At 43.7% G+C, this 24,378-nt stretch carries 21 protein-coding genes; 8 read left to right on the top strand and 13 right to left on the bottom strand.

Features of this window, described 5'->3' with window-relative positions; genetic code table 11:
- Positions 1 to 42: 42 nt before the first annotated feature.
- Positions 43 to 1,647: an AraC family transcriptional regulator gene (locus AC1VYS_RS09950; RefSeq protein WP_482934508.1), complete on the bottom strand. Its 1,605-nt coding sequence runs from the start codon at positions 1,645 to 1,647 to the stop codon at positions 43 to 45.
- A 525-nt stretch (positions 1,648 to 2,172) separates the two neighbouring features.
- Between AC1VYS_RS09950 and AC1VYS_RS09945 the strand changes: the two genes are divergently transcribed.
- From AC1VYS_RS09945 to AC1VYS_RS09930, 4 genes are all read left to right on the top strand, one after another.
- A complete protein-coding gene (locus AC1VYS_RS09945) occupies positions 2,173 to 2,592 on the top strand; it encodes a MarR family winged helix-turn-helix transcriptional regulator (protein WP_441925528.1) in 420 nt (139 codons plus the stop codon).
- A 24-nt stretch (positions 2,593 to 2,616) separates the two neighbouring features.
- Positions 2,617 to 3,267: a nitroreductase family protein gene (locus tag AC1VYS_RS09940; protein WP_482914103.1), complete on the top strand. Its 651-nt coding sequence runs from the start codon at positions 2,617 to 2,619 to the stop codon at positions 3,265 to 3,267.
- A 119-nt stretch (positions 3,268 to 3,386) separates the two neighbouring features.
- A complete protein-coding gene (locus tag AC1VYS_RS09935; RefSeq protein WP_482914102.1) occupies positions 3,387 to 3,683 on the top strand; it encodes a putative quinol monooxygenase in 297 nt (98 codons plus the stop codon).
- Between the two features lie 226 nt (positions 3,684 to 3,909).
- Entirely contained in the window at positions 3,910 to 5,310 is a 1,401-nt protein-coding gene (locus AC1VYS_RS09930; RefSeq protein ID WP_482914101.1) for a prolyl oligopeptidase family serine peptidase, read from the top strand.
- A 136-nt stretch (positions 5,311 to 5,446) separates the two neighbouring features.
- Here AC1VYS_RS09930 and AC1VYS_RS09925 read toward each other — a convergent pair whose 3' ends face one another.
- From AC1VYS_RS09925 to AC1VYS_RS09915, 3 genes are all read right to left on the bottom strand, one after another.
- Positions 5,447 to 6,811: an FAD-binding oxidoreductase gene (locus AC1VYS_RS09925; RefSeq protein ID WP_482914100.1), complete on the bottom strand. Its 1,365-nt coding sequence runs from the start codon at positions 6,809 to 6,811 to the stop codon at positions 5,447 to 5,449.
- Between the two features lie 242 nt (positions 6,812 to 7,053).
- Positions 7,054 to 7,575, bottom strand: a complete 522-nt coding sequence (locus AC1VYS_RS09920) for a MarR family winged helix-turn-helix transcriptional regulator (protein ID WP_482914099.1) — start codon at positions 7,573 to 7,575, stop codon at positions 7,054 to 7,056.
- A 52-nt stretch (positions 7,576 to 7,627) separates the two neighbouring features.
- Positions 7,628 to 8,437 carry a lysophospholipase gene (locus AC1VYS_RS09915; RefSeq protein ID WP_482914098.1) on the bottom strand — a complete coding sequence of 270 codons (810 nt, stop codon included), beginning with the start codon at positions 8,435 to 8,437 and terminating at the stop codon, positions 7,628 to 7,630.
- 309 nt (positions 8,438 to 8,746) lie between these two features.
- On the opposite strand from AC1VYS_RS09915, the gene AC1VYS_RS09910 reads away from it, so the two are divergent.
- The gene (locus tag AC1VYS_RS09910) at positions 8,747 to 9,397 is read left to right on the top strand and encodes a TetR/AcrR family transcriptional regulator (protein ID WP_482914097.1); all 651 of its coding nucleotides are present in this window, start codon (positions 8,747 to 8,749) and stop codon (positions 9,395 to 9,397) included.
- The gene (locus AC1VYS_RS09905) at positions 9,398 to 10,663 is read left to right on the top strand and encodes an MFS transporter (RefSeq protein WP_482914096.1); all 1,266 of its coding nucleotides are present in this window, start codon (positions 9,398 to 9,400) and stop codon (positions 10,661 to 10,663) included. It abuts the gene before it with no gap.
- A gap of 178 nt (positions 10,664 to 10,841) precedes the next feature.
- Here the strand turns inward: AC1VYS_RS09905 and AC1VYS_RS09900 are convergent, their stop codons facing one another.
- The 5 genes from AC1VYS_RS09900 to AC1VYS_RS09880 all read right to left on the bottom strand — a co-directional run bounded on the left by AC1VYS_RS09900 (position 10,842) and on the right by AC1VYS_RS09880 (position 17,935).
- Complete coding sequence (locus tag AC1VYS_RS09900; protein WP_482914095.1) at positions 10,842 to 11,975, bottom strand: GerAB/ArcD/ProY family transporter; 1,134 nt, start codon at positions 11,973 to 11,975, stop codon at positions 10,842 to 10,844.
- A 16-nt stretch (positions 11,976 to 11,991) separates the two neighbouring features.
- Complete coding sequence (locus AC1VYS_RS09895; protein ID WP_482914094.1) at positions 11,992 to 13,170, bottom strand: Ger(x)C family spore germination protein; 1,179 nt, start codon at positions 13,168 to 13,170, stop codon at positions 11,992 to 11,994.
- The gene (locus tag AC1VYS_RS09890) at positions 13,167 to 14,684 is read right to left on the bottom strand and encodes a spore germination protein (protein ID WP_482914093.1); all 1,518 of its coding nucleotides are present in this window, start codon (positions 14,682 to 14,684) and stop codon (positions 13,167 to 13,169) included. Before AC1VYS_RS09890 ends, AC1VYS_RS09895 begins: the two co-directional genes overlap by 4 nt.
- Before the next feature lie 185 nt (positions 14,685 to 14,869).
- A complete protein-coding gene (locus AC1VYS_RS09885; protein ID WP_482914092.1) occupies positions 14,870 to 17,308 on the bottom strand; it encodes a flavocytochrome c in 2,439 nt (812 codons plus the stop codon).
- A 12-nt stretch (positions 17,309 to 17,320) separates the two neighbouring features.
- Entirely contained in the window at positions 17,321 to 17,935 is a 615-nt protein-coding gene (locus AC1VYS_RS09880) for an NADPH-dependent FMN reductase (RefSeq protein WP_482914091.1), read from the bottom strand.
- 181 nt (positions 17,936 to 18,116) lie between these two features.
- Here AC1VYS_RS09880 and AC1VYS_RS09875 point away from each other — a divergent pair, with 181 nt between their 5' ends.
- Complete coding sequence (locus tag AC1VYS_RS09875) at positions 18,117 to 19,046, top strand: LysR family transcriptional regulator (RefSeq protein WP_482914090.1); 930 nt, start codon at positions 18,117 to 18,119, stop codon at positions 19,044 to 19,046.
- Between the two features lie 12 nt (positions 19,047 to 19,058).
- Positions 19,059 to 19,997: an FAD:protein FMN transferase gene (locus AC1VYS_RS09870; protein WP_482914089.1), complete on the top strand. Its 939-nt coding sequence runs from the start codon at positions 19,059 to 19,061 to the stop codon at positions 19,995 to 19,997.
- A gap of 109 nt (positions 19,998 to 20,106) precedes the next feature.
- Here the strand turns inward: AC1VYS_RS09870 and AC1VYS_RS09865 are convergent, their stop codons facing one another.
- The 4 genes from AC1VYS_RS09865 to AC1VYS_RS09850 form a co-directional block, all read right to left on the bottom strand.
- Positions 20,107 to 20,430 (bottom strand): YxeA family protein, encoded by a 324-nt coding sequence (locus AC1VYS_RS09865; RefSeq protein ID WP_482914088.1) that lies wholly within the window; start codon positions 20,428 to 20,430, stop codon positions 20,107 to 20,109.
- 15 nt (positions 20,431 to 20,445) lie between these two features.
- Entirely contained in the window at positions 20,446 to 22,371 is a 1,926-nt protein-coding gene (locus AC1VYS_RS09860) for an ABC transporter permease (RefSeq protein ID WP_482914087.1), read from the bottom strand.
- Positions 22,368 to 23,147: an ABC transporter ATP-binding protein gene (locus tag AC1VYS_RS09855; protein WP_482914086.1), complete on the bottom strand. Its 780-nt coding sequence runs from the start codon at positions 23,145 to 23,147 to the stop codon at positions 22,368 to 22,370. Before AC1VYS_RS09855 ends, AC1VYS_RS09860 begins: the two co-directional genes overlap by 4 nt.
- A gap of 191 nt (positions 23,148 to 23,338) precedes the next feature.
- Complete coding sequence (locus AC1VYS_RS09850; RefSeq protein WP_482914085.1) at positions 23,339 to 24,376, bottom strand: sensor histidine kinase; 1,038 nt, start codon at positions 24,374 to 24,376, stop codon at positions 23,339 to 23,341.
- Positions 24,377 to 24,378: the final 2 nt, after the last annotated feature.

Here is a 24,378-nt window from a genome sequence, read left to right as displayed (position 1 = left end):
GAGCTTTCCATAGATTATTTCACTCTTTTCGGTTGCAAAATATCACCCTACAGTAACACCAAGCTGCTCCGCGACATATCGCATCGCCGCCAAACGTCCCGTCGGACCCAGCGTTTTGAAGAAAATATCCGCTGCATCATAAACGTGTCCTTCTTGTACAGCTTTGGATGCCAGCCACCCATCCGCCTTCTGTAAACATTGTAATTGAATACGTGCTTCTTCCGTTGGATCCACCATAATAATTAGATGATCCGCGTTGTATAGCTGAACATCATTGATGTTCAGCTCCACTGCCCACTGCTTAATAGGGTAGTGCCGGGGCATCTGAAATCCCAGATCATCATACAACAACGCGCCAGTCTGATTGTCGGAGCCATATATTCGAACAAACCCCGAGGAAACGCGAATAAACATGGCCGTCTGATTCCCCCATTTCGATTGAATACGCGCTTGAAGATCCAGGCTTAATTCTGCATGCTGTTCAATCCAACGAATAGCGTGCTCATTGCGTCCCATAATATCGGCCATGTACATCAGACTTTCGCCAACTTGATTGGTGTGTTTAAGGATAGCTGTAGGAGCAATATGATGCAGGGATTCATTCGGCTCCATACGATCACTTGTAATGATCAAATCTGGCTGCAATCTCCTCAACTTCTCATAGTTCTGACTCAAACTGTCCAGGATAAGTCCTTGCGAAGGATTGGCTTGGGGGGTAGACATAAGGACAGGAGTAGCCACTCTCCGCACATAAGATAAAGCAGACACAGGCTTCAATCCAAGTGTTAAAACAACATCATCCAGTCCGTAATACAATGTTGCAATACGGCTGACTTTGTTTTTCATATAAAATGTTGGAGCCACACCTTCACTTTTCTTAAACACCTTGCTGAAATAGTGTTCGTCCCTGTATCCAACCTGCTCCGCGATTACCTTGATTTTGTCTCTAGAAAACAAAAGTTGCTTGGCCTTTGCCATGCGTTGTTTCAGGATATACTCCATCGGTGTCATCCCAAATTGACGTTTGAATGTTCTTATAAAATGATTCACACTTAGTCCCGCCACTTGAGCCATTTCATCCATCCGCATTTCCTTCATATAATGGTGCGACATATAATCCATTGCCAGATCCATTCCTGCCTGAGGTTTAGCCATTGCTTCCACACAAGTTAACAACCGAATCAACAACTGGTGTAAAAGATGTTTTTTGGAGGCGCTGCTCTCCAACCCGGATGCAGTGTGGTTTTTATAGACTAATTGATCCATCATCTCTTGAATATCTCGCCTATTGGAAGAAATTTGGAGCTTGCCCGTAACAGGAAAATCAAATGTCTCGGTTTGCCACACATGATGTTTTCGAACAAGTCCCACACCGGAAAATAAGATAAGCTGATATCGAACAGGGGTCTTCATATCCGGTTGTAATTCCAAATGCATGCCTGGGCTAAGTATAAAACAATCGTCACGGGACACCGTATGCATTACGTTGTCGATTGTCAAAGTCCCTCTGCCATCAGTTATTCTACATAAGGCGAACCTTTGCCATACCCGGTGTTGGATTAGACCTGGAATGCCAGCATAATGGCAGATGTGTACAGAAGAGAAATATAGCTGCTTCATTCTTTTGATCCAATCATTAGTCTCCATGATAGCTCCCTTTCTTTATTGCAGCCCTGCTTCTCACCGAATGAAAAGTTTACTTTTTGTTTTTCACTAGTAGTCGGCTTATATGGCTAAACAGTTTGCTGACCTAGATTTTCAACGAGAATATGTCCATTGATAAAACAGTTGCCATTCGTTCAAATGAAGGGTTTTAACGTTATCTACACGTTCCATTTAATTATAAATTAAGTGATAATAATTCTCAATGAAATGCAAATAGAGTTAAATCCTACATCTAGGGATAACCTATACAAATGACAGTTTAGCTTTCCGAATATCTGCCGACTAGGTGAAGCAAAAAATCTATTTATTTCTTTCTTCCAACCTGTTGCATTATGATAAATGACATGTTATATTAATTGAGCCATCAATCATTGACGTATCAACTATTGATCCATCAACGATTAAGAGCAGCTACAGAATCATGAAGCAATGGCATTGTATACTGGCAACTTTAATTATTTGTTAACATACGCCGTTGTTGATTGGATTCACCCGGGAGGTCTAGTCATGACACGTATGGTTTCCAAAGAAGAGCAGATTATCAATCTGCTAAATGTGCTGGGGAACAAAATCAGTCCCAAGTTTGAACGCTGTACCGGGATCAGTTCCTCTCGTTTTGAAATTCTGCACGAGCTGGATCAGGTAGATGAGATCAACCAATCCATGCTTCAGAAGATCATTAACATCGACAGTGCAGCAATTACACGCCACCTGAAACAACTCGAAGCAGACCAGATGGTTACGAGACGTAAAAATCCCGAGGATAATCGGGTGACATTTGTTCGTCTAACGGATCATGGGCGCAAACAGATTGAAGGATACAAGACAGAGAAAACCAATTATATCCATCAAATCCTGGATGGTTTCAGTGAAGCTGAAATTCAGGCACTCGCCGATTTCTTGGAACGTATGCAAAACAATTTTTAAACCATATATAGAGGAGAGATTTCCATGTCTACAACACAAAGCAAATTCCAAAAAACCAATGATTTTAACGAAATTACGTACGGTCGTCGTTCCGTCAAATTGTATGATCCCGAAGTGAAAATCAGCCGGGAAGAAATGACTGAAATTTTGGCAGAAGCTTCCCGTGCCCCATCTTCCGTCAACATGCAGCCTTGGCGCTTTCTGGTTGTTGATACACCTGAAGGCAAAGAAAAGCTCGCGCCACTTGCTAAATTCAACCAAAACCAAGTGCTGACTTCTGCCGCTGTGATCGGTGTGTTCATCGATATGAAGAATGGCGAGTATTTGGAAGAAATTTTCGGCAAAGCTGTTGAGCATGGATTTATGCCAAAAGAAATCGCCGAACAACAAGTCAAAGTGGTTAAACCTTATTACGACAATATGCCTGCTTCCGCTCTTCGTGACGTTAACCTGATTGATGCTGGTCTGGCTTCCATGCAATTGATGCTGGCTGCACGTGCTCACGGTTATGACACGAACCCAATCGGTGGTTATGAGAAAGATCAAATCGCAGAAACATTTGGCATGGACAAAGATCGTTATCAACCGGTTATGCTGATTTCCATTGGTAAATCCGCTAAAGAGGGACACCCTTCTTACCGTCTGCCTGTAGATACAATTACAACTTGGGCATAATTAGACTCAAACCACATTTGCTTTTAAGTTGCTCAACTGACTTCTATATAAGAAGAATTCGCAAGAGCATTTGATTTTTTACTCATACATTTACAAAATACAATTTGGAGGTCACAACTATGATTATCATCCACGCACATTTGCAAGTACAAGCCGCTCAAGAAGAAGCTTTCCTGGCTGCTGCCAAAGAACTGATCGCTGCGACACGTCAAGAAGAAGGTAATATCAGCTATGATCTGGTGAAAAGCACAGAACGCGAACAAAGCTATACCATGATTGAAATGTGGAAAGATGAGCCAGCAACCGCTGCTCACAACTCTAGTGCTCATTTCCTTGCGTTTGTTCAACAAGCTGCGGCATTCATGGCAGCACCAATGAACGTTGAAGTGTTTGCCGGCGAAGCGGTTAAACAATAATAATTAAAAGAATGGCATGAAATACAACGTGTTTACTCGCTTATTATGAGGGAACGACACGTTTGATACAGATAATAAGGACCGTCTGGATTTCACCTCATGGTGATTTTAGGCGGTTCTTTTGCTTGCTAAGAAGCAGGAAAGAGTCAATATATTTTCCCATGTTCCTCCTGAAATGGTACAATGATAAAGGCTGAATACATAAACCATTTGGAGGTATATGCTGATGAATATGAAAAAAGGACTGCTCTCCGGTTTCCTGGCTCTTGCTCTGACTTCAACTCTTCTCGTCTCCACTAATGTAAGCGCAAACAATTCTTCTGACACACGTTCTCCTCTCTCCTACTCCCTCGTGACCAAAGGTTACGATTGGGGCCCAGGTGTTTACAAAATCATTCTGGATACAGGAATAGCTATTCAAGCAAATACACTTACTACAGACTCGTTCAAAGTTCTTGCGGAACGAAGTTATCCGATGATTAATTTTCAAACACAGCAAAAGTATGATGGTTCTGACAGCAGTAGCAGATCGATAGAAAGAGCCTACCTTTCCGACAAAAATGGCAAGAAGATCTCCGAGTCCAGTGGACAATATATTACAATTGAAATGAAAGTTCATCCAGATCTGATGACAAGCAGTCCGTTTACGTTTGATCTTCAGAGTTTTACCAATCGATATGCAGACCTTCAATATACGATTATTCAGCAAAAATCACTGCAGGATAGCGCAGGTAATACCATTGAGCATCTAACCACGAGACCAGATACGCCACACATGATGATTGAACAAGGTGTTGATGTGTTTGATACATCCGGCAAATTCAGTTACAAGGATGCCAAGTTTGGTCAAATTAATCTAACCTATGCTTCCTATATGCCTGAAAACAGCAAGAAAAAACCATTGATTATCTGGCTTCATGGTGCTGGTGAAGGAGGAACGGATCCAAGAATCGCCCTGCTGGGCAATAAAGTAACGGCTTTAGCCGATGACACCATCCAAAAGTATTTTGGAGATGCCGCTGTATTGGTGCCCCAGACTCCCACTTTCTGGATGAATGACGGAACCGGGCAATATACCAAAGACGGAAAGAGTATGTATACGAAATCGTTAACTGCGTTGATCAAACAATATGTGAAACAGCATGCAGCGGATATTGATACGGATCGCATCTACATTGGCGGTTGCTCCAATGGCGGATTTATGACTCTGAACATGCTGCTTGCGAACCCGGATTACTTCGCAGCCGCTTATCCTTCCGCAGAAGCATACGAGGATTCCTTGTTAACCAAGCAAGATATCGCCAAGTTGAAAAATACTCCGATCTGGTTCACAGCTGCAGGAGCGGATCAGACGGTGGATACGTCCAAAACGTCAACAGCTACCTACAAACGCCTGATTGCTGCAGGCGCCAAAAATGCCCATTACTCCTACTTTGATAAGGTGTTGGATATGAGCGGACTGTACACCAAAGGGAACGGGGATAATGCTCCATATGAATACAATGGGCACTGGTCCTGGATTCCTGTTTTAAATAATGACATCTCCAAAGACTTCAATGGCAAACCTGTAAAAATTAAAGGCAAGACCGTAACGCTGATGGAGTGGCTGGCTAACCAAAAAAAGTAATTAGGCAACAAACATAACCGTGTCTGTAATCTGGGCTAAACTACATTGGGTAGCGTCCGGGAGCCGCGATAAGCGGCTCCTTTTCCATGACCTCTGTTTTTCAATTACAACTGTTTGATTACATTTACATCCTCTCTCATTTTAGACTGCGTGCCGGAGGAATGCTTTGCGGGTTATTAAACACATTTTGGGGATCATATTTAGCTTTAACTCTGCGCAAGCGGGCATAGTTCGCTCCGTAGTATACAGGCCCCGAACGTTTGATTCCCTGATCTGGTACATTAATGTACGAACCGACGATGTATGGCTGTAATTTTTTGCGTGTGTTACGCACAATCGCAATATTTTTTGCTGCCTGAGACGGTTTGGTCCATGAACTGTTCCATTCCACATAGAACTTGGCTTTACGCCAGTAAAATGCTGTGGAGGTAGGTGATTTACGGCTAACGGCACCGCCCCAGTTCAGGAAGAAGAATCCGGCGAACTCACCCTCCACATGTTCCAGAAACTCTCGCATCGATTGGATTGCCCGATCCGGGAACGGTTTCCGGCCAAATCCGGAGGAAAATTGATTACTGTACCTTTGGGTAAGCACTGGATCGGGCGGCAACAGAAAAGTGACGGCTTCCGTGTAAGGGACTGACCGTATGATCGTCTGGGAAGGTGTACCCGTGCTGGTCATCGGTTTTAGCAGCCGTAGTGCCTCCGATTTGGAACCAAGAAACAGACCTTCCATACTAACATTCCCGCCCTTTTTGGGCCCGATGGACAGTTCACTCCCGAGCCGCGTATCCACCGATGGAGCCCACTTTTGCCACACTTTGAGCAACTTCTCGAATTGAGCCCATGGCCAGGTAATTCGGTAGACTGTTGCTCTCGCTGGTGCACGGCGTACTTTGAATTTGTAACGGGTGTAGACCCCGAAGTTGCCTCCGCCACCACCTTGCGATGCCCAGAACAGATCTGCGTTACAGTTTTTGTTCGCACGAATGATTTTCCCGTTTGCATCCACCATATCGAATTCCAGCAAATTATCACTGATCAGACCAATCGTGCGTTGAAGAGGACCGATGCCTCCTCCCAGCGTAATACCGCCTATACCGACCGTAGGGCTATCTCCAAATGGAGCAATAAATCCCTGACGTGCGAGTGTGTGTGCAATTCTTCCAACCCGGTTTCCCGCTCCCACAACTGCTGTTCCTTTTGTTTTGTCCAGCTTGATGGTGTTCAGATCACTGACATCAATGACAATCCCACCGTTCACCTGTGACAAATTAACCTCAAGTGCATGTCTCCCGCTTCGCGGCCGGATCGGTACGTTATTTTCTCGAGCCCATTTGATCGCATTGGAGACATCTTTCGTTTTTTGGGCAAAAACGAAGACTTTAGGATACCTGTCGGTATGCGGGTCCCAGTTTTTACGTGCTGCCTCGTAGCCCGGATCTCCTTTAAAGATGACGCGTCCAGTCAGTTTTGTTTTTGTTTTTGTTTTTGTTTTCATGTTTGTTTTCAAACATCCCACTCCCTGCGTTATTGATCGTTATACAGCACTTCTGCATTAGGCATTTTATACTGTATGACCGACATCCGCGGAGGGAATGGGCTGTGGAATGTCCTATACGCAAAAAAATCCCCTTAAAGCAAATAAACAGCTTTAAGGGAATTATTTTTCACTTCGTAATCGTCATTCTGGTAATTAAAACAAAAACTACATATTCACTACGACGTCTGCGTCACAGTGAACTACTTACCATCCGGCTCAATTTTGATGAGCTTACGTGGTTCCTGCTCTTTTTCGCCGTACCAGACGAGCACATCAGCGAACAGATCCATGATACGAATAAAGTTTTTTTTGTCGGCTTCCGTAATCTGATCTGCGAGCTTAAATATATCATCAAAACAAAGCTCTCGAACAAATGCGGTGTACTTCGTGTATACCTCTCGACCTTTGGCTGACGGTTTGACATAAATATCTTTGCGGTTACCACTCAGATGATATTTTTCCAGTAATCCTTTTTCAGTCAAATTCTTCACATTTTTAGAAAAGGTACTGCGGCTAACGCCCAAACGCGCGGCCATTTCGGACATCTTCTCTTCCTGATCCTCTGCTTCAAGAATATACTCGAGTGTCTGGATCTGAGCAGCAGAGAAGGTCATATCCGTTCCGTAGCTTCGTTGCAGCTTGTAGGTGTTCGAGTAGGCATTGCCGTATTTGATAATTTTCTCAACAAGCTCCCGATGGGCACCCATCCAATCTAATTTCATGCGTAATCCCTTTCGTCTTCAGAGTCTCTATCTCTCTAATACTCTACTGAAATCAGATTCGTTTTTCAATCCATGAGATCGCTTCTTCAATCACTTCATCCCGTGCCGTCTCATTAAAAATCTCATGCATGAGATGTGCATAGATTTTCAGTGTTTTATCTGCCGAAGCGATATCTCCATAAAAGTCACGGGAATCCTTTTCGCTAACCAGCCCATCATTCGCTCCATGTAACACAAGTACCGGATCGACAAATTGCTTCGCATGTTCTTTCAGCCATTCTACTCCATACCCCAGACTGTTAAATAAATCTACAGAAATCTGCTTTTCTACCAGCGGGTCACTAGCATAAGCGGATACAACCTCAGGAACACTGCATACGCCGCTGCCAAGTTCATTCGGGAAATACGTGCCTGCTGGCAAAGCCATCGGCAGTTCTCCAGCCACTTTCGTATTAAATCGCGTAAGCGCTCCTGACAATACGATGCCCTTTACTTTTCCCGGATATTTCGTTCCGAATGATGATGAAGCAAAACCGCCCATACTATGTCCAATGATATACAGTGGTGTATCGCCGCTCTCTTCCAGTGCCACCTCCACTACTGCGTTGACGTCATCAATCAGATGATGAAAATCACTATAAAACGTACGCTGCCCTTCCGATCTCGCATGACCCCGATGGTCAAAACGATATACGTTGAATCCACGCCCGTTCAGTTTCTCTGTCAAATAATCATAGCGGCTGGCATGCTCAGCCAATCCATGTACGATGACTACGGCTGCCTTCGCATCCTCCACTGTATTCTTGCTAAAATAAAGCTGTGTTCCGTCAAAGGATTTCATCGTTGTTTCGATAATGTTCATCATATTCCCATCCTTTTCCTTATTTTTTATGTCCGTTATGAATAATATTGTTTCTTACAGAAACAATATATCATCCTCTTGAAGCGTTTGTCCACTAATTTTTAAAGCGTTTACAATTACATTTTATGCTCATTATGACCTGCAACGACAGGTCGTTGGGCGTAATTCAGATTAGATATGACTACTTGTCCCACGGAGTTCAGGTTCAGCAGTGTATCCATTTATTTTTTATCTATTGTAAAATGAACCCTGTGTCATTTATATTATAATAAATCACGATTCATTTTTAGAATAGGGGGAATTGATTCGATGTCTCCGAAGTTATCCGACAATCAAAAAGAACAACGAAATCTGCAAATTCTAGAAGCAGCCAAACGTGCATTTGAACAAAAGGGCTATGGGGCAACAACGCTAAAAAATATCGTTGAAGAAGCCGGTATGAGCAGAGGCTGGATCTATCTGTATTATCAGAGTAAAGAAGAAATCTTCGAGGCACTGCTTCATTGGCAAGATATGCGGTACAAAGAACACATTGAAACATTGATCCACTCTTCGTTATCCATCTGGAAAATTATTCAGCGTCTCTATGAACAGCAATTGGAGGACCTGCTCCGATTTCCAAATGCCGGCCTGCAGTCTGCTTTCTATGAATACGCCCTAATCGGATCACGGGATGAGGCACGCCGGGACTTGCTGACCAAGCGATATAATTCGGGTATTGCCCAATTTGCAACCTTAATTCGAATCGGCGTAGATCGGGGTGAGTTCTCACCTGACATAGACGCGAAGGACATCTCCAGAATAGTTGCATCGTTTCAGGAAGGTATCATGACACACTCCATCACGGTCGGCACGGAAAAGGCAAAAACCAGGATGCAGTTTGAGGCGTTAATCACTTATCTGAAAACAATCCTAAACCCAATGACCATTCAAGAGGCTGACCATTCGGAGGAAAAATAAATGAAGGAACTTTTCCGTAACCCTACTTTTTTGAAGCTCTTTCTGGCGACCTTCACTTCACAGCTGGGAAATGTCATTGGAAATATGGCGTTTGCTTATTATATGGTGGATCGTTTCAGCAACCAGCCGGCTTTAGCCAGTATGGCAGAGCTTATGTATTCACTTCCAACCTTGGCCGTTTTCTGGATTGTTGGTGTCGTTGCAGACCGTTTTGATCGCAAACACATTGCTACCTACAGCGACTGGATTAGAGCGTTGTTAACCTTGTTATTGCTTCTTTTTGTTCACTATGATGTGCTGTTTATGTGTTTTCTGATTCTGTTTCTGCGCAGTTCGGTTTCCAAGTTTTTCGGACCGGCCGAAATGGGGCTTCTCCAGGGTAGCATCGGTCAAGATCAGTACGTTCACGCATCTGGACTTATTCAGATCATTTCAGGAGTATTTATGCTTTTTGGATTGAGTCTGGGAGCAACGGCTTACCATTTCATTGGGATCGAGGGAGCTATTATCGTGGACTTATGCAGTTTTCTGTTGTCCGGTTCACTACTCGCTTGGGCCAAATTTCCCGAACAGGCACGTATGCCAAACGGAATAAATCGCGTACGAGATCTTCGATTTTCTATTGTCATGAGAGACTTCTGGCAGGGGCTTCAATATATTGTACATCACCGACTTCTGCTGATTTTAATTAGTGGATTCATGTTTTTTGGTGTAGTTAATGGAGTTTTTTCCGTCCTTCCAATCTTTTCAATGAAGTACAAACTTAGCCCGGATCAGTATGTTATCCATTCATCCCTTGTCACTGTCTTAATGGGAATTGGTTTCTTGATCGGCAGCATTTTGGGTCCGATTCTAATTCGGCGTTACACAAGAACGCCCATTCTGATCACTTGTCTATTTTTAGCAAGCTTCCTGTTGGCGGGGTTAGGCCTTGTAACTCGGGTAGAGCTCTATTTCGTTATTATTCTAGTCGCAGGAATCGCGATAGCGCCCATTAACATTGCACTTGGAAGCTGGCTTCCAGAACTTGTACCGCCTCAGAACATGGGACGTGTGAATTCACTCATCGAACCCGTTATGATGCTGGGCCATTCTCTAGCACTCGGAACAATCAGTTTAGCCTTCCCTGTGTGGATCAACGTTACATGGCTTCATCTTACACTGGCTATATGCACAATCGCCGTTAGTTTCTTTTACTTAAGATCACTTCCGAGGCTTGTTCGCAAAGCAATAATCCCTGCTGCAACTGAACAGGTTACATCTTAAATTTCTCATAAAAACAATATATCCCCTGCTATTCATCGGATACACTACAGCATTCAGCATGATCCCGATGTTTATTTCAGGGGCACTACATTGATATCACCTCACAAACTTTTTGCCGCTACTGCTATCAGTCTTCATTAACTTTTGTATGGCTCCACTTTTCTCTTATTCCATTTCACTAGCTTGCTCCGTTTGTTGCCTCAGGTTGCTGCTTCCGGAGATTCCTTCTCTTCCTGTTACGAATCATTGCGACAATCCACAATAACAGCGGAAGTAGAATAAAAACAACAGGCAAGTTAAACGGTACGGCTACAAGCTTCGGAAAAAGAATAGAGCTATCCACAAAGTTCCGTGGCAACATAGATAGTATGATAGCAATTGGAGATGCGATAAAGATGAAGCTCCGCCAACGCTTAACCCCTAGCCACTGGGCAGTCCCGTAAGATGCTGCAAACAGATATAAAGACACCTTGATAAAAATCCCCATGATCCAGATCGCAACGACGATCGCATCGAGATTCTGCAGGAAACCAAAGGAAATAAAACGAACCAGATTAAGAAACGGATACGTTTGTCTGGATGCCGTAGAATAACCAAAGATGGCGATACATTGCATCGCTGAAAGTAAGGTGAAGAGACCAGCTACAATAGACCCTAGAAGTGCACCCTTTACACCTTTTCGTGGATCAGCCACAAAAGGAAGAATCATCATGAGCAATATGTTATCCCCCAGAAATGAGGCGGTTGGCAATGCCCCTTTCAGCAGTACGGTGAAGGTATTGTCCATAATAATCGGCTGCAGGTTGTCTAGTTGAATCTGTGAAATATTGAGGAGCAAGGGCACCATAATACCAAGCAAGATGAGAGGGCCCAGTACCTCGCTGCATCTTGCCAGCACCTCAATACCAGCATACGTTACATAGACCGCCACAATAACCATACCGATGATTGGAATAAGGACAGGCGTCAATTGAAGGATGGTGCCAATCATAAAATCACCATACTGTCGCAAGATAATGCCTAGCACTGTAAACCAATATAATACATAGATCAGAATAATCACATGCCCCAGAAACTTGCCCAGAATTTTAGGTGCATAGCTGATAAGAGACTCGTTGGGATACATAATGCTTATACGTGTCAGCACATAGGCAAGTCCTACGGAAAACATACTGGAGAGTAATATGGAAATCCAGGCATCCTGCTTGGCAACAGCAATGGACGGATTAATCGTAAGCAGGATGGTCATACCAATCTGCATCGTGGAAATCAGCCAAAAAACCTGATTACCACTAATTTTTTCCTTGTACATGAAGACCCTCCTCTCCCTATTGTTTCTGCTGGGTATTGAACATGCCTGGGCGCAAAATATCGGCTTGTGCATTTACTGTAATTTTGAGTTCTGGGAAAATAGTGCTCCATTCTTTCTCGTGTTTTTTCCACAAAACAGGATATTTACGGTGAAATGCACCAGCAAAATTAAAGATATCCGCTTTATATTTGGTTTTAGCTTCATGGATCGCCAGGTGAATACGGTCTTCTATATTTTCTTCCAGTTGTTTTTCAATATTCGCCAAGCTATCACTGCTCTGGTCGATGTTAATCTCCGTTGTGTTCTGAATCAACTGATTTTTGCAATCCACATCGATTCTGAGAGACCATTCCCCGTTCTTGTACATGGGTGTAATCTTGGACCTGTTCCTCAATAGTTGCACCGACAAGGTCCCCTTCGTGTGCTCTGGACGAATCGTAATGATCGCATTATTCATCTCATCTACAGCCCACAAGATACCACGAGTGATTCGGTTATCCGCTACACCTACCAACTTATGGTTGTGCATGATCGCTGTTCCGTTAATGTAACCAATGCCTTTGGATGGGTCATCCTGTCCCGGAGCTTGTAATATCTCGACCCAAGGGAGTAAAGCCGCTCTACTCTCATCCTCCAGCATCTCCATTAAATGTGCCATCGACGAGTTGATGCTCGTTTTGTTGACGGCCATCTCACGCAAAACTTCAGACGTATTTCGTTCCAGAATCGAATGTTTTTCTAATACTTCTCTGGCCTTTCCCTTGGTGACAAAAGTAAAAGCGCGCTCGCGCGGCTCGGAATCCCGCATGAGGAAGTCTAAATCATCCTTTAAGCCCTGCTCTACCTTTTCTGAACCAAATAAGTAGACTTCGGAATGCCCCCAGAAAATTTTGCGCGAAAACTTCATCTGTAATTGGGCTAGAGCATCTGCTATATTGACACCTTGAGCGGATTGCACAAACGTTGTGCCACTTCCACCCGTTGCTTCTCCCCCAGACTGACTGCTCTGTGTTGAACCTTGAGGGATAAAGATCTGAACACTGACTTCAATCGCGTTGTCACTTGCCTTATCAATGGCTACACCCGTGACAAGCGCGAGATCATTGATCTCCTTACGATCCCAACATCCAGCCAGCAGCAGACACAATAACAAAACAGCCAACACTAGACAAATAGAACGTATCCACCGCTTCATGGCGAGGCTCCTTCATCACCTTGATCCGGACGATTATTGGAGGGTTGCCGAATTTCATTTTTTCGCCCTGTCAAACTTGGTCTCTTGCGATTAGCCCATATTGGCGACACCATGAAGCTGTCGAGCATTTCACTCCACTTCATAGGCGCAAGGGGCTGCAGATAGGGAACACCGAGCGATCGTAAGGAACATAGATGAATAATAATGGCGATGACGCCAAGCATCAGACCGAGCAGACCAAACATTCCTGATAGAAACATGATCGGAAAACGTAACAGACGAATAGCGATACCCGCGCTATATTGTGGCAGCAAAAAAGATGCGATACCGGTAATGGCAACCACCATGACCATTGGGGAAGAAACAAGACCAGCTGAGGTCGCTGCCTGTCCAATAACAAGCGCGCCGACGATACTGACAGCGGAACCCACCTGTTTGGGCAAACGCACACCTGCTTCTCGTAGTGCCTCAAAGGAAACTTCCATTAGTAGCGCTTCAATCAGCGCAGGAAACGGAATCTCTTCCCGTGATTTCGCGATACTAAGCAGCAATGAGGTGGGCACCATTTCCTGATGAAATGTCAAAATGGCTACGTAAAGAGAAGGCAGCACCAGCGAAATAATCAGGAACAAAAATCGCAGCCAGCGAATGAAACTGCTTATGACATAACGTTGGTAATAGTCTTCCGGTGATTGTAACATCGCAAAGAAAGTCGTCGGGGCAATGAGACAGAATGGTGTGCCATCCACCATAATGCCGATTTTTCCTTCAAGGAGAGAAGCGCTGACTACATCCGGTCGCTCTGTAACCTGAATCTGCGGGAATGGAGAATAGGGATGATCCTCGATCAATCCCTCGATATAACCACTTTCCAGCACACCGTCAATATCAATTCTCTTGATGCGGCTGTGAACCTCTTCAACTAGTGCATGGTTAGCGATGCCGTCAATATGAGCGACAAGGACCGACGTCTTTGTATATCGCCCGACCTGGAACGGATCTAATTTTAGAGAGGGGTCTTTGATTTTGCGCCTCAACATCGAAGTGTTTACACTGAGTGTCTCTGTAAATCCTTCCCTTGGCCCACGGATAATGGATTCCGCTGCTGGCTCCTCAATGCCCCTTTGCTGCCAGCCAGCTACCCCAATGGCAATACCAAACGGCAGTTGATCTACAAGCAATGCGACACAACCGTTAGCGATATGGTTTAACAGATCCTCAAAGCTTGTCACGACGGTGAGCTGGCTTGTGCTAACTATGGAACATATGTATGCGAAATCAATACGTGTATTGTCTGCGCGCGCTTGCAGGAGCGGGGCCAATACATGCACATCAAGCAACGATTCATTGACCATGCCATCAATAAACAACATAAACGCTTCTTTGTTGCCCGCAAGTGGAAATGTTCTGGTTTTGATATCGGTGGAATGGTTGTATATCGTTTGAACAATGTCCACATTCTCCGAAAGCTCGGTGCTGAAGGGCATCGTTCGGTAATCCAAAACGTCGGCCATCTGAACGCTCCTTAGATTGGAAAAATAGTTTTATCGTTCAACATGAAACGTAGTAGCACATCATTCAATGTAAGGATATATTTTCCCTAATCGGTTTTTTTTATTCTTTTAGCGTGAAAAAACAGCAAATAAACCACTTCAAAATGAAGTGGTTTATTTATGGAATTGTATCTCTAGTGCTCTATCTAAACTTTTGCCACATGATTCATTTCTTCAACAGCAGTTTTACCTGCAATTCGTCCAAACGTAAAGATATCTGTCAGGGCATTACCGCCCAAACGGTTACCCGCGTGAATCCCCCCTGCCACTTCTCCAGCAGCATATAGATGGGCAATTGGCTGGCCGTTCTCATTCAATACACGGGTTTGGGTATCAATCTTGATGCCACCCATTGTATGGTGAACCGCAGGTTTTCTAGGCGTAGCGTAAAATGGAGCTTTCTCCACTTTTAAGCTAAACGTATCCTTATGGAATTCCGGATCAAAGCCCGCATCCACATAAGAGTTATACTTATCAATTGTCGTTCTGAGTACCTGAGGGTCCATACCCACTTTCACTGCCAGCTCTTCAATCGTATCCGCTTTGAAAAGAGTGCCTGCTTCCACCTGCCGATCTATCTTCTCCTGGCTGGTGTTCGCTGCGGTTTTCTTAATCTCGTCGTCAGCGATTAGATAAAATAAACTTCCCTGTTCAATGGCCGCTTTAGTCAAGACATCCCGTCCGGAAAATTCATTAACAAAACGCTCACCTTTTTTGTTAACAATGACAAAGTTCTCAGGTGGTACTTGCAGTCCACTGAATAGTTCGCCAGTCTCTGGATCGGCTACAGGCATCATTTGGGTAAAGCCCATTCCGGTTAGTGCCGCCCCTGCACTCTTGCCAAGCGATATTCCATCCCCTGTCATCGCGTAGGAATTCGTCGTTTTGATATCGTCATCGATGTGGCTCCAGTACGTGTTATATTCCTTGAGCATCTGTGTATTTGCACCAAAACCGCCGCTAGCAAGCACAACCGCTTTCGCATGCACGGTGATTTTCTGGCCATTTACTCCAGTTGCAATAACACCTGCTATTTTTCCATCTTCGATGATTAGCTGTTTAACCGGACTATCTGTAATGATTTGTCCGCCATTCTCTTCTACATACCTGCTAAGTGCGATGATAAAGGCAGAGCCATAACTTTTGACAGGTTTATGACCACGTCGCCACAGGGCACCCACTGGAGCAAATACGATGCTCTTATCATATTCGACACCGATCTCCTCAAGCCAGTTTACACTCTCCAAGGCACGGTCAGTAAGTACTTTGACCAGATCGTACTGCCCATAGATCATGTTGCCATTCAGATCCGTACGTTTGCCCCCAAAATACGTTTGCATTCTATGCAGCAGCGGGGAGTCGAATAGATAAGCTTTTTCTGTTCCGAACTTATCCTGATACGCTGTAAACTCTTCTTTAAGAGCATGGAAATCATCTATATATTCGGGATGGATCAGGCTCTCATCCGTACTTAACAAATTCTCAATGGTCTGTCTTTCACCTGGGTTCTCGTTAAACTGTTGCTGCCACACCGGATCTGCGGCATTGACAGGCCCCCCTGAACGGATCGTATTGCCCCCTACAGCTGGATATTTCTCCAGAACAATCGCGCTTGCCCCATGTTGCAAGGCTGTTGCAGCAGCACTTAGACCGGCGCCACCGCCACCTACAACGACCACATCACAAGTATATTCTTCATCATCCTTCATCTGGCTGCTGGCAGGTTTTGCACGTCTTTTCAGAATATCCGGATTAACTCCGGCAAGCTTAACCGCTTTGGCTACCCCGTTAATGACCGCATTACTGGTCTCAGAAGCACCGGAGAGCGCATCCACATTGAGCGTCTGTCCTTCAATAATTTTATTCGGAATTCTTACAAAAACAACATCAGCGATGCCCTCAGTTTCCCCCTTCGCATCAATATCGATACTCTCGATTCGATTTGCACTAAAAGACACTTTCATCGGCAAATTCCCACTGTGACCAATGGCATTGACCTCATACACACCCGGTTTATAAGTAAACTCTTCTTCCTCATTCAACTGATTAGAAATTTTGGCAAAACGAAGGAAACGCAGGAAACATACTTCCAAGAAATCAATCGTTCCTTCATGATTCAGGTTGCCTGCTTCGTCAAACGCTTTATGCGCACTTCCCAGCAAAAACTCATACCCTGGCATCACATTAGCTTCAACACCCGGTGCATCCAGAATTTGACGAAGATGCAGTTGTGCACGCGAGGAGCCTTGTGTTCCCTGTGACGCACCAATAATCATGACCGGCTTGCCAGCCAGCGGATGGATTTCAAAGCTCAGCCATTCGAGCAGGCTCTTAAGGGATGAAGGGATGGAATGATTATATTCTGGAGTTGCAATGATGACACCATCACTTGCGATAATTTTTTCATTAAACGTTTGTATAATGGCACTGTTCGTCTGGTTATCGGATTGATTAAACATCGGAACATCGGTAATATCGAGAATTTCAATGGCTGCTCTGGACTCAAATTGTTTTTGCATGAACTGAAGCAGCTTGCGATTATATGATTTCTTTGCATTGGTGCCAACGATCGCTATGATTTTCATTGTATTTGCCCCCTATTCTTGCCAGGAAAATTTTTTCGTTTTTCTCTTCAACGTCCGTTTGGACAGTAGCTCTGTAGTGATCTCCGTAAACAAAACAAACTCCCTGAAAATCTCTTCAAGCTCCGCTACTTTCTCTGCGCTGATTAAGCTGCCACTATGATCAAATGCACTCTGCGATTTTCCCAAAAGAAACTCGCTGCTAGGCATCATTCTCGCACCAAGCTCAGGTGAATCCAAAATCTGTCTGAGATGCGCCTGCGCTCTGGAAGAACCCAGTGAGCCGTGTGATGCACCTACGATCAGAACAGGTTTGTCCTTCAAGGTCTGAGTGGTGTAACTGATCCATTCCAAGGCACTTTTCAATACAGCGGGAATCGCATGGTCATACTCCGGAGTCGCAATAATAACGCCCTTTGCATTAGAAATCTTCTCCAGTAAGTCCTGTACCTTCTCTGGGATGTTCACCTCAGCATCCTCTATGTCATCTTTTTCAACAAAAGCAGGCAAATCTTTAATTTCAACAACCTCAATCTTGGCCTCACTTGAGAAGTGCTTTTGCATAAATTGAAGCAGCGTACGGTTCGTTGATTCATCCGAATTGGTGCCCACGATAGCTAAATAATTCATCGTAATCCCCTTTCTGTCATTCGAAAATAATGTTCGTCAATGTCACACTCGATCTTTCGGCATAACTCTAACATAGGAATGGAAGTTTGATCTAATAGTTATTCATTGCAGTTTGATAACCAATTTGTTATAATCAGCTCAAATTCAAAGTTTGTTATTTTTTTCACAAAGGGTGAGGGACATGTCTAAATTAGAATCACAGGATATTTTGTGTTACATCGACAGCCTTTTGAAATACAGTAACTTTAGCAAAGCCGCCCAATCACTGTATATTTCTCAGCCCTACCTGACTAAGGTGATCAAAAAAGTCGAAAGTCAGTTGAACTGTGAACTGATCACGCGCAGTAAGCTTCCCTATCGATTAACCGAACAGGGAAAAATATATTATCAGTATCTAACGTCACTTGAACATAGCTACGCCAAGCTTATGAGGGAAATCTCATATGCATCCGATATCGGCAATAAAGTGTTACGGATCGGAATTCTATCCAGTCTGGGTTCTTATTTGACGCCCCTTTTTTTACCCACTTTTTTGAAACTTTATCCGGGTTATAAAATCAATCTTGTCGAGGATGTGCCTGAGAAAAATGAGAAGCGCATCCAGAATCATGAACTCGACTTTTGGATTGGGCAAAATTCAAGCAGTATCTCTCCCAATCTGAACTCATTTCGTTGGGGCAAGCACAGCTACCGGGCTGTTATTCCGCGCGGCTGTGAACTATACCAGAAGAACGTTGCCATCATACCGGAAGGCAAGATTGATATAAGCACCCTTTTGGGACAACCACTCGTTTTAACGTCCAAAGGCTCTGCCGTCCGTAAACAGATTGATCAATTACTAAGTGTGCACAAGATACAACCGAACATCGTGATGGAAAGCAACGAAATTCACACGGTATTGAAACTTGCCAAACATAATGTAGGCCTGACCATAGTTCCTGAAAGTGTCCGGATCGATGAGATGCCTTCGGAATACAACATCTACCCGATCCCGATTGATACAATGAGTCTGGACTACTTTATAGCACATCATGGAGAAAGAAAGCTCACTAGTGTAGATCATGATCTTATCCACACCTTTCTCAATCACGGACAACAATGCGCAGTGTAGGAGGAGGTCCGCATGAATACTTTTACGAAAAAGATCCCTCTCATGGGAACTCAAATTTCTCTATATATCGAGGGGGAGAATGTAGAAGAGCTGGCTCAGGAAGCAGAGAATATGCTTTTCCGTTACGAGAAAGTGTTTAGCGCCAACAGTGATCACTCACAGCTCGCGATGTTGAAACGGGAAGCCGCGTCCCACCCACTCCAAGTAGACAGGGAACTGTATGAACTTATCAAGATAGGCAAAGAACACAGCCTGAATGAGGATTCTTTTTTAAACATTGCGATAGGCCCGTTAATTAAATTGTGGAGAATCGGATTCCGCGAGGCACAGGTGCCAGAGGATGCAGAGATTAAGGAGGTTCTGGCGTTCTTAAACCCCGAACATATACAGCTGGACGATAAGCAGCACACCGTGTATTTATTAACAAAAGGCATGGAAATTGACCTTGGAGCCATCGCTAAAGGTTATTTTGCCGATCAGGTGATGGCATTTTTCAAGAGAAACGGTGTAATCTCAGCTATGGTCGATATGGGTGGAAATGTGCTAGTTCATGGAGATTCCCCCTCGGGTTCAAGTCACTGGAACGTTGGCATACAGAATCCCTTTTTACCGCGAGGCCATGCAGCAGCACTCGTTAGCATCAGAGAACAATCCGTCGTTACATCAGGCATATACGAGCGTGTTTTAGAAAAGAAAGGCCAGCAGTACCACCATATATTCAGCAGTAAAACCGGATATCCCATTGAAAGTGATATCGCCTCGTTAACGATTATTGCAGATAGATCGCTGGACTGTGATATCTATACAACAGAATTTTTCGGGTTAGATGCAGTCTCTATTATTCATAAAGTGAATCAAATGAAACATATCGGGGCCGCCGTCATCACGACTGATGGAAGCCTGGCCTATACCGACAATCTGCACGGAAGAATTGAGCCGATATCAGGCTAAAGTTATGAGACAGTTCAGCCGTAATATGGGCACTACCACAAGATGTGATAACGTTTTGAAATATTAGTGTTTTATGCTCAGCGCATCATAATCTTCTTTTATCTACCGTTTATTTCGATGGCATTTCATCTTCTTTAATCAATTTGTAGTCTGCTGTGAAGGTTCCCTTGGCAAGTACTCTCACTAGTGTTCCTTGATCGAGTCTGGTGCTGGTGCTGAATACTACTTTTTTCGTCTCTCCATTTTCTGTGATGCCCTGATCTCTATACTTATATCTGCCGTCATCATCTTCCGGTTCAGCTTGAACCTGAACGTATACATATTCCTCTTTGATCAATGGGTTAAAACGATCCAGTGGCTCACGCATGAAGATATAAAGACCAGCGAGTATAACGATACCAACAACACAAGAAATGAGAATCCTTTTGTTCATTTATTTCATTCCTTTCTATAGTGCATTAGTGACGATACTTCTGTAGTACCGGATGGTAACGACCATAAATGCTAAATAAATGATAATATAAGCCGCCATACTAATGAGGATTGGTGTCAACATGCTCGCAGCGATGAGAATTGTACTTATCTTCAAGGCAAAAGCAGCATGGGTTAGCCCCATTCCCAGCGGAATTAAAAATACAAACAGCTGTTTACGGATAATGCCTCTCATTATATCGCCAACTTGAAATCCGAGCTGTCGCAGTGTCCGATAATGAGATTTCTCTTGTTCGGCCTCAGTCATCTGTTTAAAGTACAAAATACTTCCTGTAGAAAGGATAAAGACCAAGCCGAGAAAACCGGCAATGAAAATGAGCAACCCGAAGTTCTGACGCGATCCCTCATAGGTGGAATAAAAGTCCCGGAGAAACAGATCACTGTCCACACTTGATCGAAAAATATTCGAAGCGGTATCCGTTCGGTCACGATCCAATATGTTAAAAACCTCAAACGTCACCCCTTTTTTGTATTCATTCTCCGAAATTCTGTCCTTCATTCGCTTGTACGTTTCTTCCGAAACGAGTAATTGATCGCCACGGAAAACGTAATTCATGACATTCTGAAGCTTGTGCTTGGAGACAGTTAACAGATTGACTTCATCGTTGGATGCATACTGGACTTCTTTCAGAGGGGGAACTTCCATACCTTCGATTACTGCTCTCGAATTATGATAGATGGCTTCATTTTTTGGAGGAAGTTCCAGCTGTACTCCTACCTTCGCCATCCGCTCTGCGGAGAAAAGTAAAAAGGGTCTGTTGCTGTGACTTGGTTTGGACTTTTGTTGCTGATCCACCCATGAACCATTAAATTGAATGGCGTCGACCTGGTATTGATCGAATGCAATTTGTGCCGTTTCTAACTTACTGGATATTACTGCGGCTTCCTCTGGCACATCCACTGCAAAGTCAAATGGCATCGCCAATCTTACGTCCTTTTCAATGGAATTATATAAGGAATAGGACAGTGAAATCATCGTAATGGTCATCGCAGATAATATCGTAATTAAGGTTAACGAATTGGCGTGACCTTTCATTCTGTGCATTAAAGGAGCTACCGAAAGGCTGTTAACCAAGCCGAGATTTCCATTTTGCCTTTTTCGATACACATATAATATCCAGCCTACAGACGTACGGAAGACCAAATAGGTTCCGAGTATAGTACTGACAAGAACGATTAACATGAGCAGAATCAGAGCATCTGCATCGTATCCAATAAAGGTAGATACATAATAACCAAACGAGATGAGACCTACTCCTGCCGCGCCTAAAATACCTGACACGATGCTAGGACGTTTAACAAAAGTATCTTGTTGATGATTCGCCTGAAACAATTGCAGCAATGTACTCCGATGCACCGTCCATATGATTTGTAAGGAAGTGATCACAAGCAAACAAGTAAATACAGCAATCGTTTGCAGTAATGCCTGGCTGGAAAAGGTTAAGCCAAACTTGGCATCAAGCCCTAAGATGCTCATTAACAGTAAGAGAAACAGCCGCGAGAGCAATGTTCCAACCAGCGTTCCGATGAATAAAGCACCCAGGCCCAGAATCGTATGTTCCAAGATCAGCACCCGAGCCACCCAAGCCTTGGACAAACCAATCAGTTGATACAATCCAATCTCTTGACTACGCCTTCTGATAAAAATATTCGTCGCATACATCGTAAACATAATCGTAATAAGAATGAGCAAAATGCCTGCGATTTGAAAAGCTGTTGAGAAGTTCACGCTGGTTCGAACCGTCTCGATTACGGTCTGATCACTTTGCAGCGTAGAAAAGATAAAATACAAGCCAATACTGAAAATCATCGCGAAAAAATAAAGATAATACATTTTGATATTTTTCCGCATGCTTCGCATTACTAGTTTTCGTATATTCATTGCGGACCGCCTCCTCCAAGCACAGCCTGCATATCCAGAATGTCTTTGAAGAAGGATTCTCGCGTTTTTTCTCCCCGGTACAATTCAGCAAAAACCTTCCCATCCTTTAGAAAAACTACCCGGTTACAATAGCTGGAAGCCAGCGGGTCATGAGTAACCATGAGAATGGTAACGTGACGTGACTGGTTAATCTCATGTAAATTTTCAAGTAAATTAGAAGCCGCTTTCGAATCCAGAGCACCCGTAGGCTCATCTGCAAAAACAAGCGACGGCGAATGAATTAATGCCCGTGCCGCAGAAGTACGTTGCTTTTGACCGCCTGAAATTTCAGTGGGATACTTATCCGCTAATTCCTCAATGCCCAGGATGGCTGCAATCTCTCTAAACTCATATTCAGCTTGGGATTTACTCATTTTTGTTAAAGACACAGGTAGCAATATATTTTCTTTTACCGTTAACGTATCGAGCAGATTGTAATCCTGAAAGATAAAACCTAGATGCTGACGACGGATATCAGAAAGCTGATTATCCTTCAATTTCGAAATTTCATGTTCTTGTATGGAAATCTTGCCATCCGTAACCCGGTCAATCGTTGCTAACGTATTGAGCAGTGTGGTCTTACCTGAACCCGAAGGTCCCATAATACCAACAAACTCTCCTTCCGTTACGCGAAGATCAATGCCCTGCAAAACCTGTTGTACATTTCCTTTTGAACCATATGATTTACGTACGCCTTCTGCATTTAAAACGGTTTTCGGTATCTTTTGATGTGTCATCCCATACACTCCAATCGAGTTGTTCTATATACAGTGTAGTTCTTTTCGACATCCGGGTCGTAAGCTTTAGATGATAAAACAGACTCGAATGTGATATTTTCGTCACCTTGCCGATGAAATAGGAATGTAAATCCCCAACTAAAAAGCAGCCAGGCTTTAAAAATAACCTGACTGCTCAATGTTTGCTCGGTTTATAGTAAGGCTCGTCTTAGCTGTTCAAACGGATTGTCACTCGTGAATATCATCGAGATCGATGTTCCGTTACCCATGACTGAGGCAACCTCAAGTCGTACATGTAACTTCTTGCTTATTTCTTTCGCCAGATAAAGCCCCATTCCGGTAGCCGAGTTCTGTACCCTTCCATTTTCGCCCGTAAACCCTCTATCAAATATGCGTGGTAGATCATGTGCCTGTATGCCAGGTCCTTCATCCTGAATGGTGACGTTCACGGATTTATTTGTATGGAGCTCTGTGTGGATAACTAGTTTTCCGTTGGTTGGGCTGTACTTGATTGCATTGGTTAAGAGCTGTCTGACCACAAATCTGCACCATTTTTTATCCGTATACACGGTAGACGCGGTGTCCCCCATCATCTCAATAGATATATTTTTTTCCATACACCATGTCGATAACTCACGAATTTCCTCTCGTAATAGCTCTTTCACTTCCAGCTTCTCAGGTAATAAATCGGCATCCAGGTTAGCTAATCGTGAAATGTAGAGCTGCTGATCCACTAATAAGTGCATCCTGAGCCAAGACGCATGTAACCGCCCAGTCAGCTCATTCGAACGATGAGCATCCATCGTGATTTTCATCGCCGTAAGGGGTGTTTTCATCTCATGAACCCATGAGGCAAGATCCGTATGTTCCATAAGCTGGTTGGACTGATCCTCACGCCGTTTATTTTGATGATGTTGATGAATGTTTTCTAACAGAGCATACACCATCTTCTCTGAAAAATAACTGCGAGGTTCAGGAATGTCTTCGAACCAGTCTTCCTCGATGCGATTAGAAAGGGTGAGCAAGGATTTATAATAAGCCGTTTCCTTTTGATATCTCCAAACCAAAAAAACTAAAAAGATAATGAGGAACAATGAATTCAAATAAATAAGAGATTGAGCCTCCACACGGATGCCAGCATCCAATTGGATTAAGGCATTGGTAAGCAGAAGCAATAAGCCAATCAAGGCAATCCAGCTTTTTTTATAAATTAGATAAGCGATAAACAATA

This window comes from Paenibacillus sp. G34, assembly GCF_056856875.1.
This window is presented reverse-complemented; position numbering and strand designations above follow the sequence as displayed.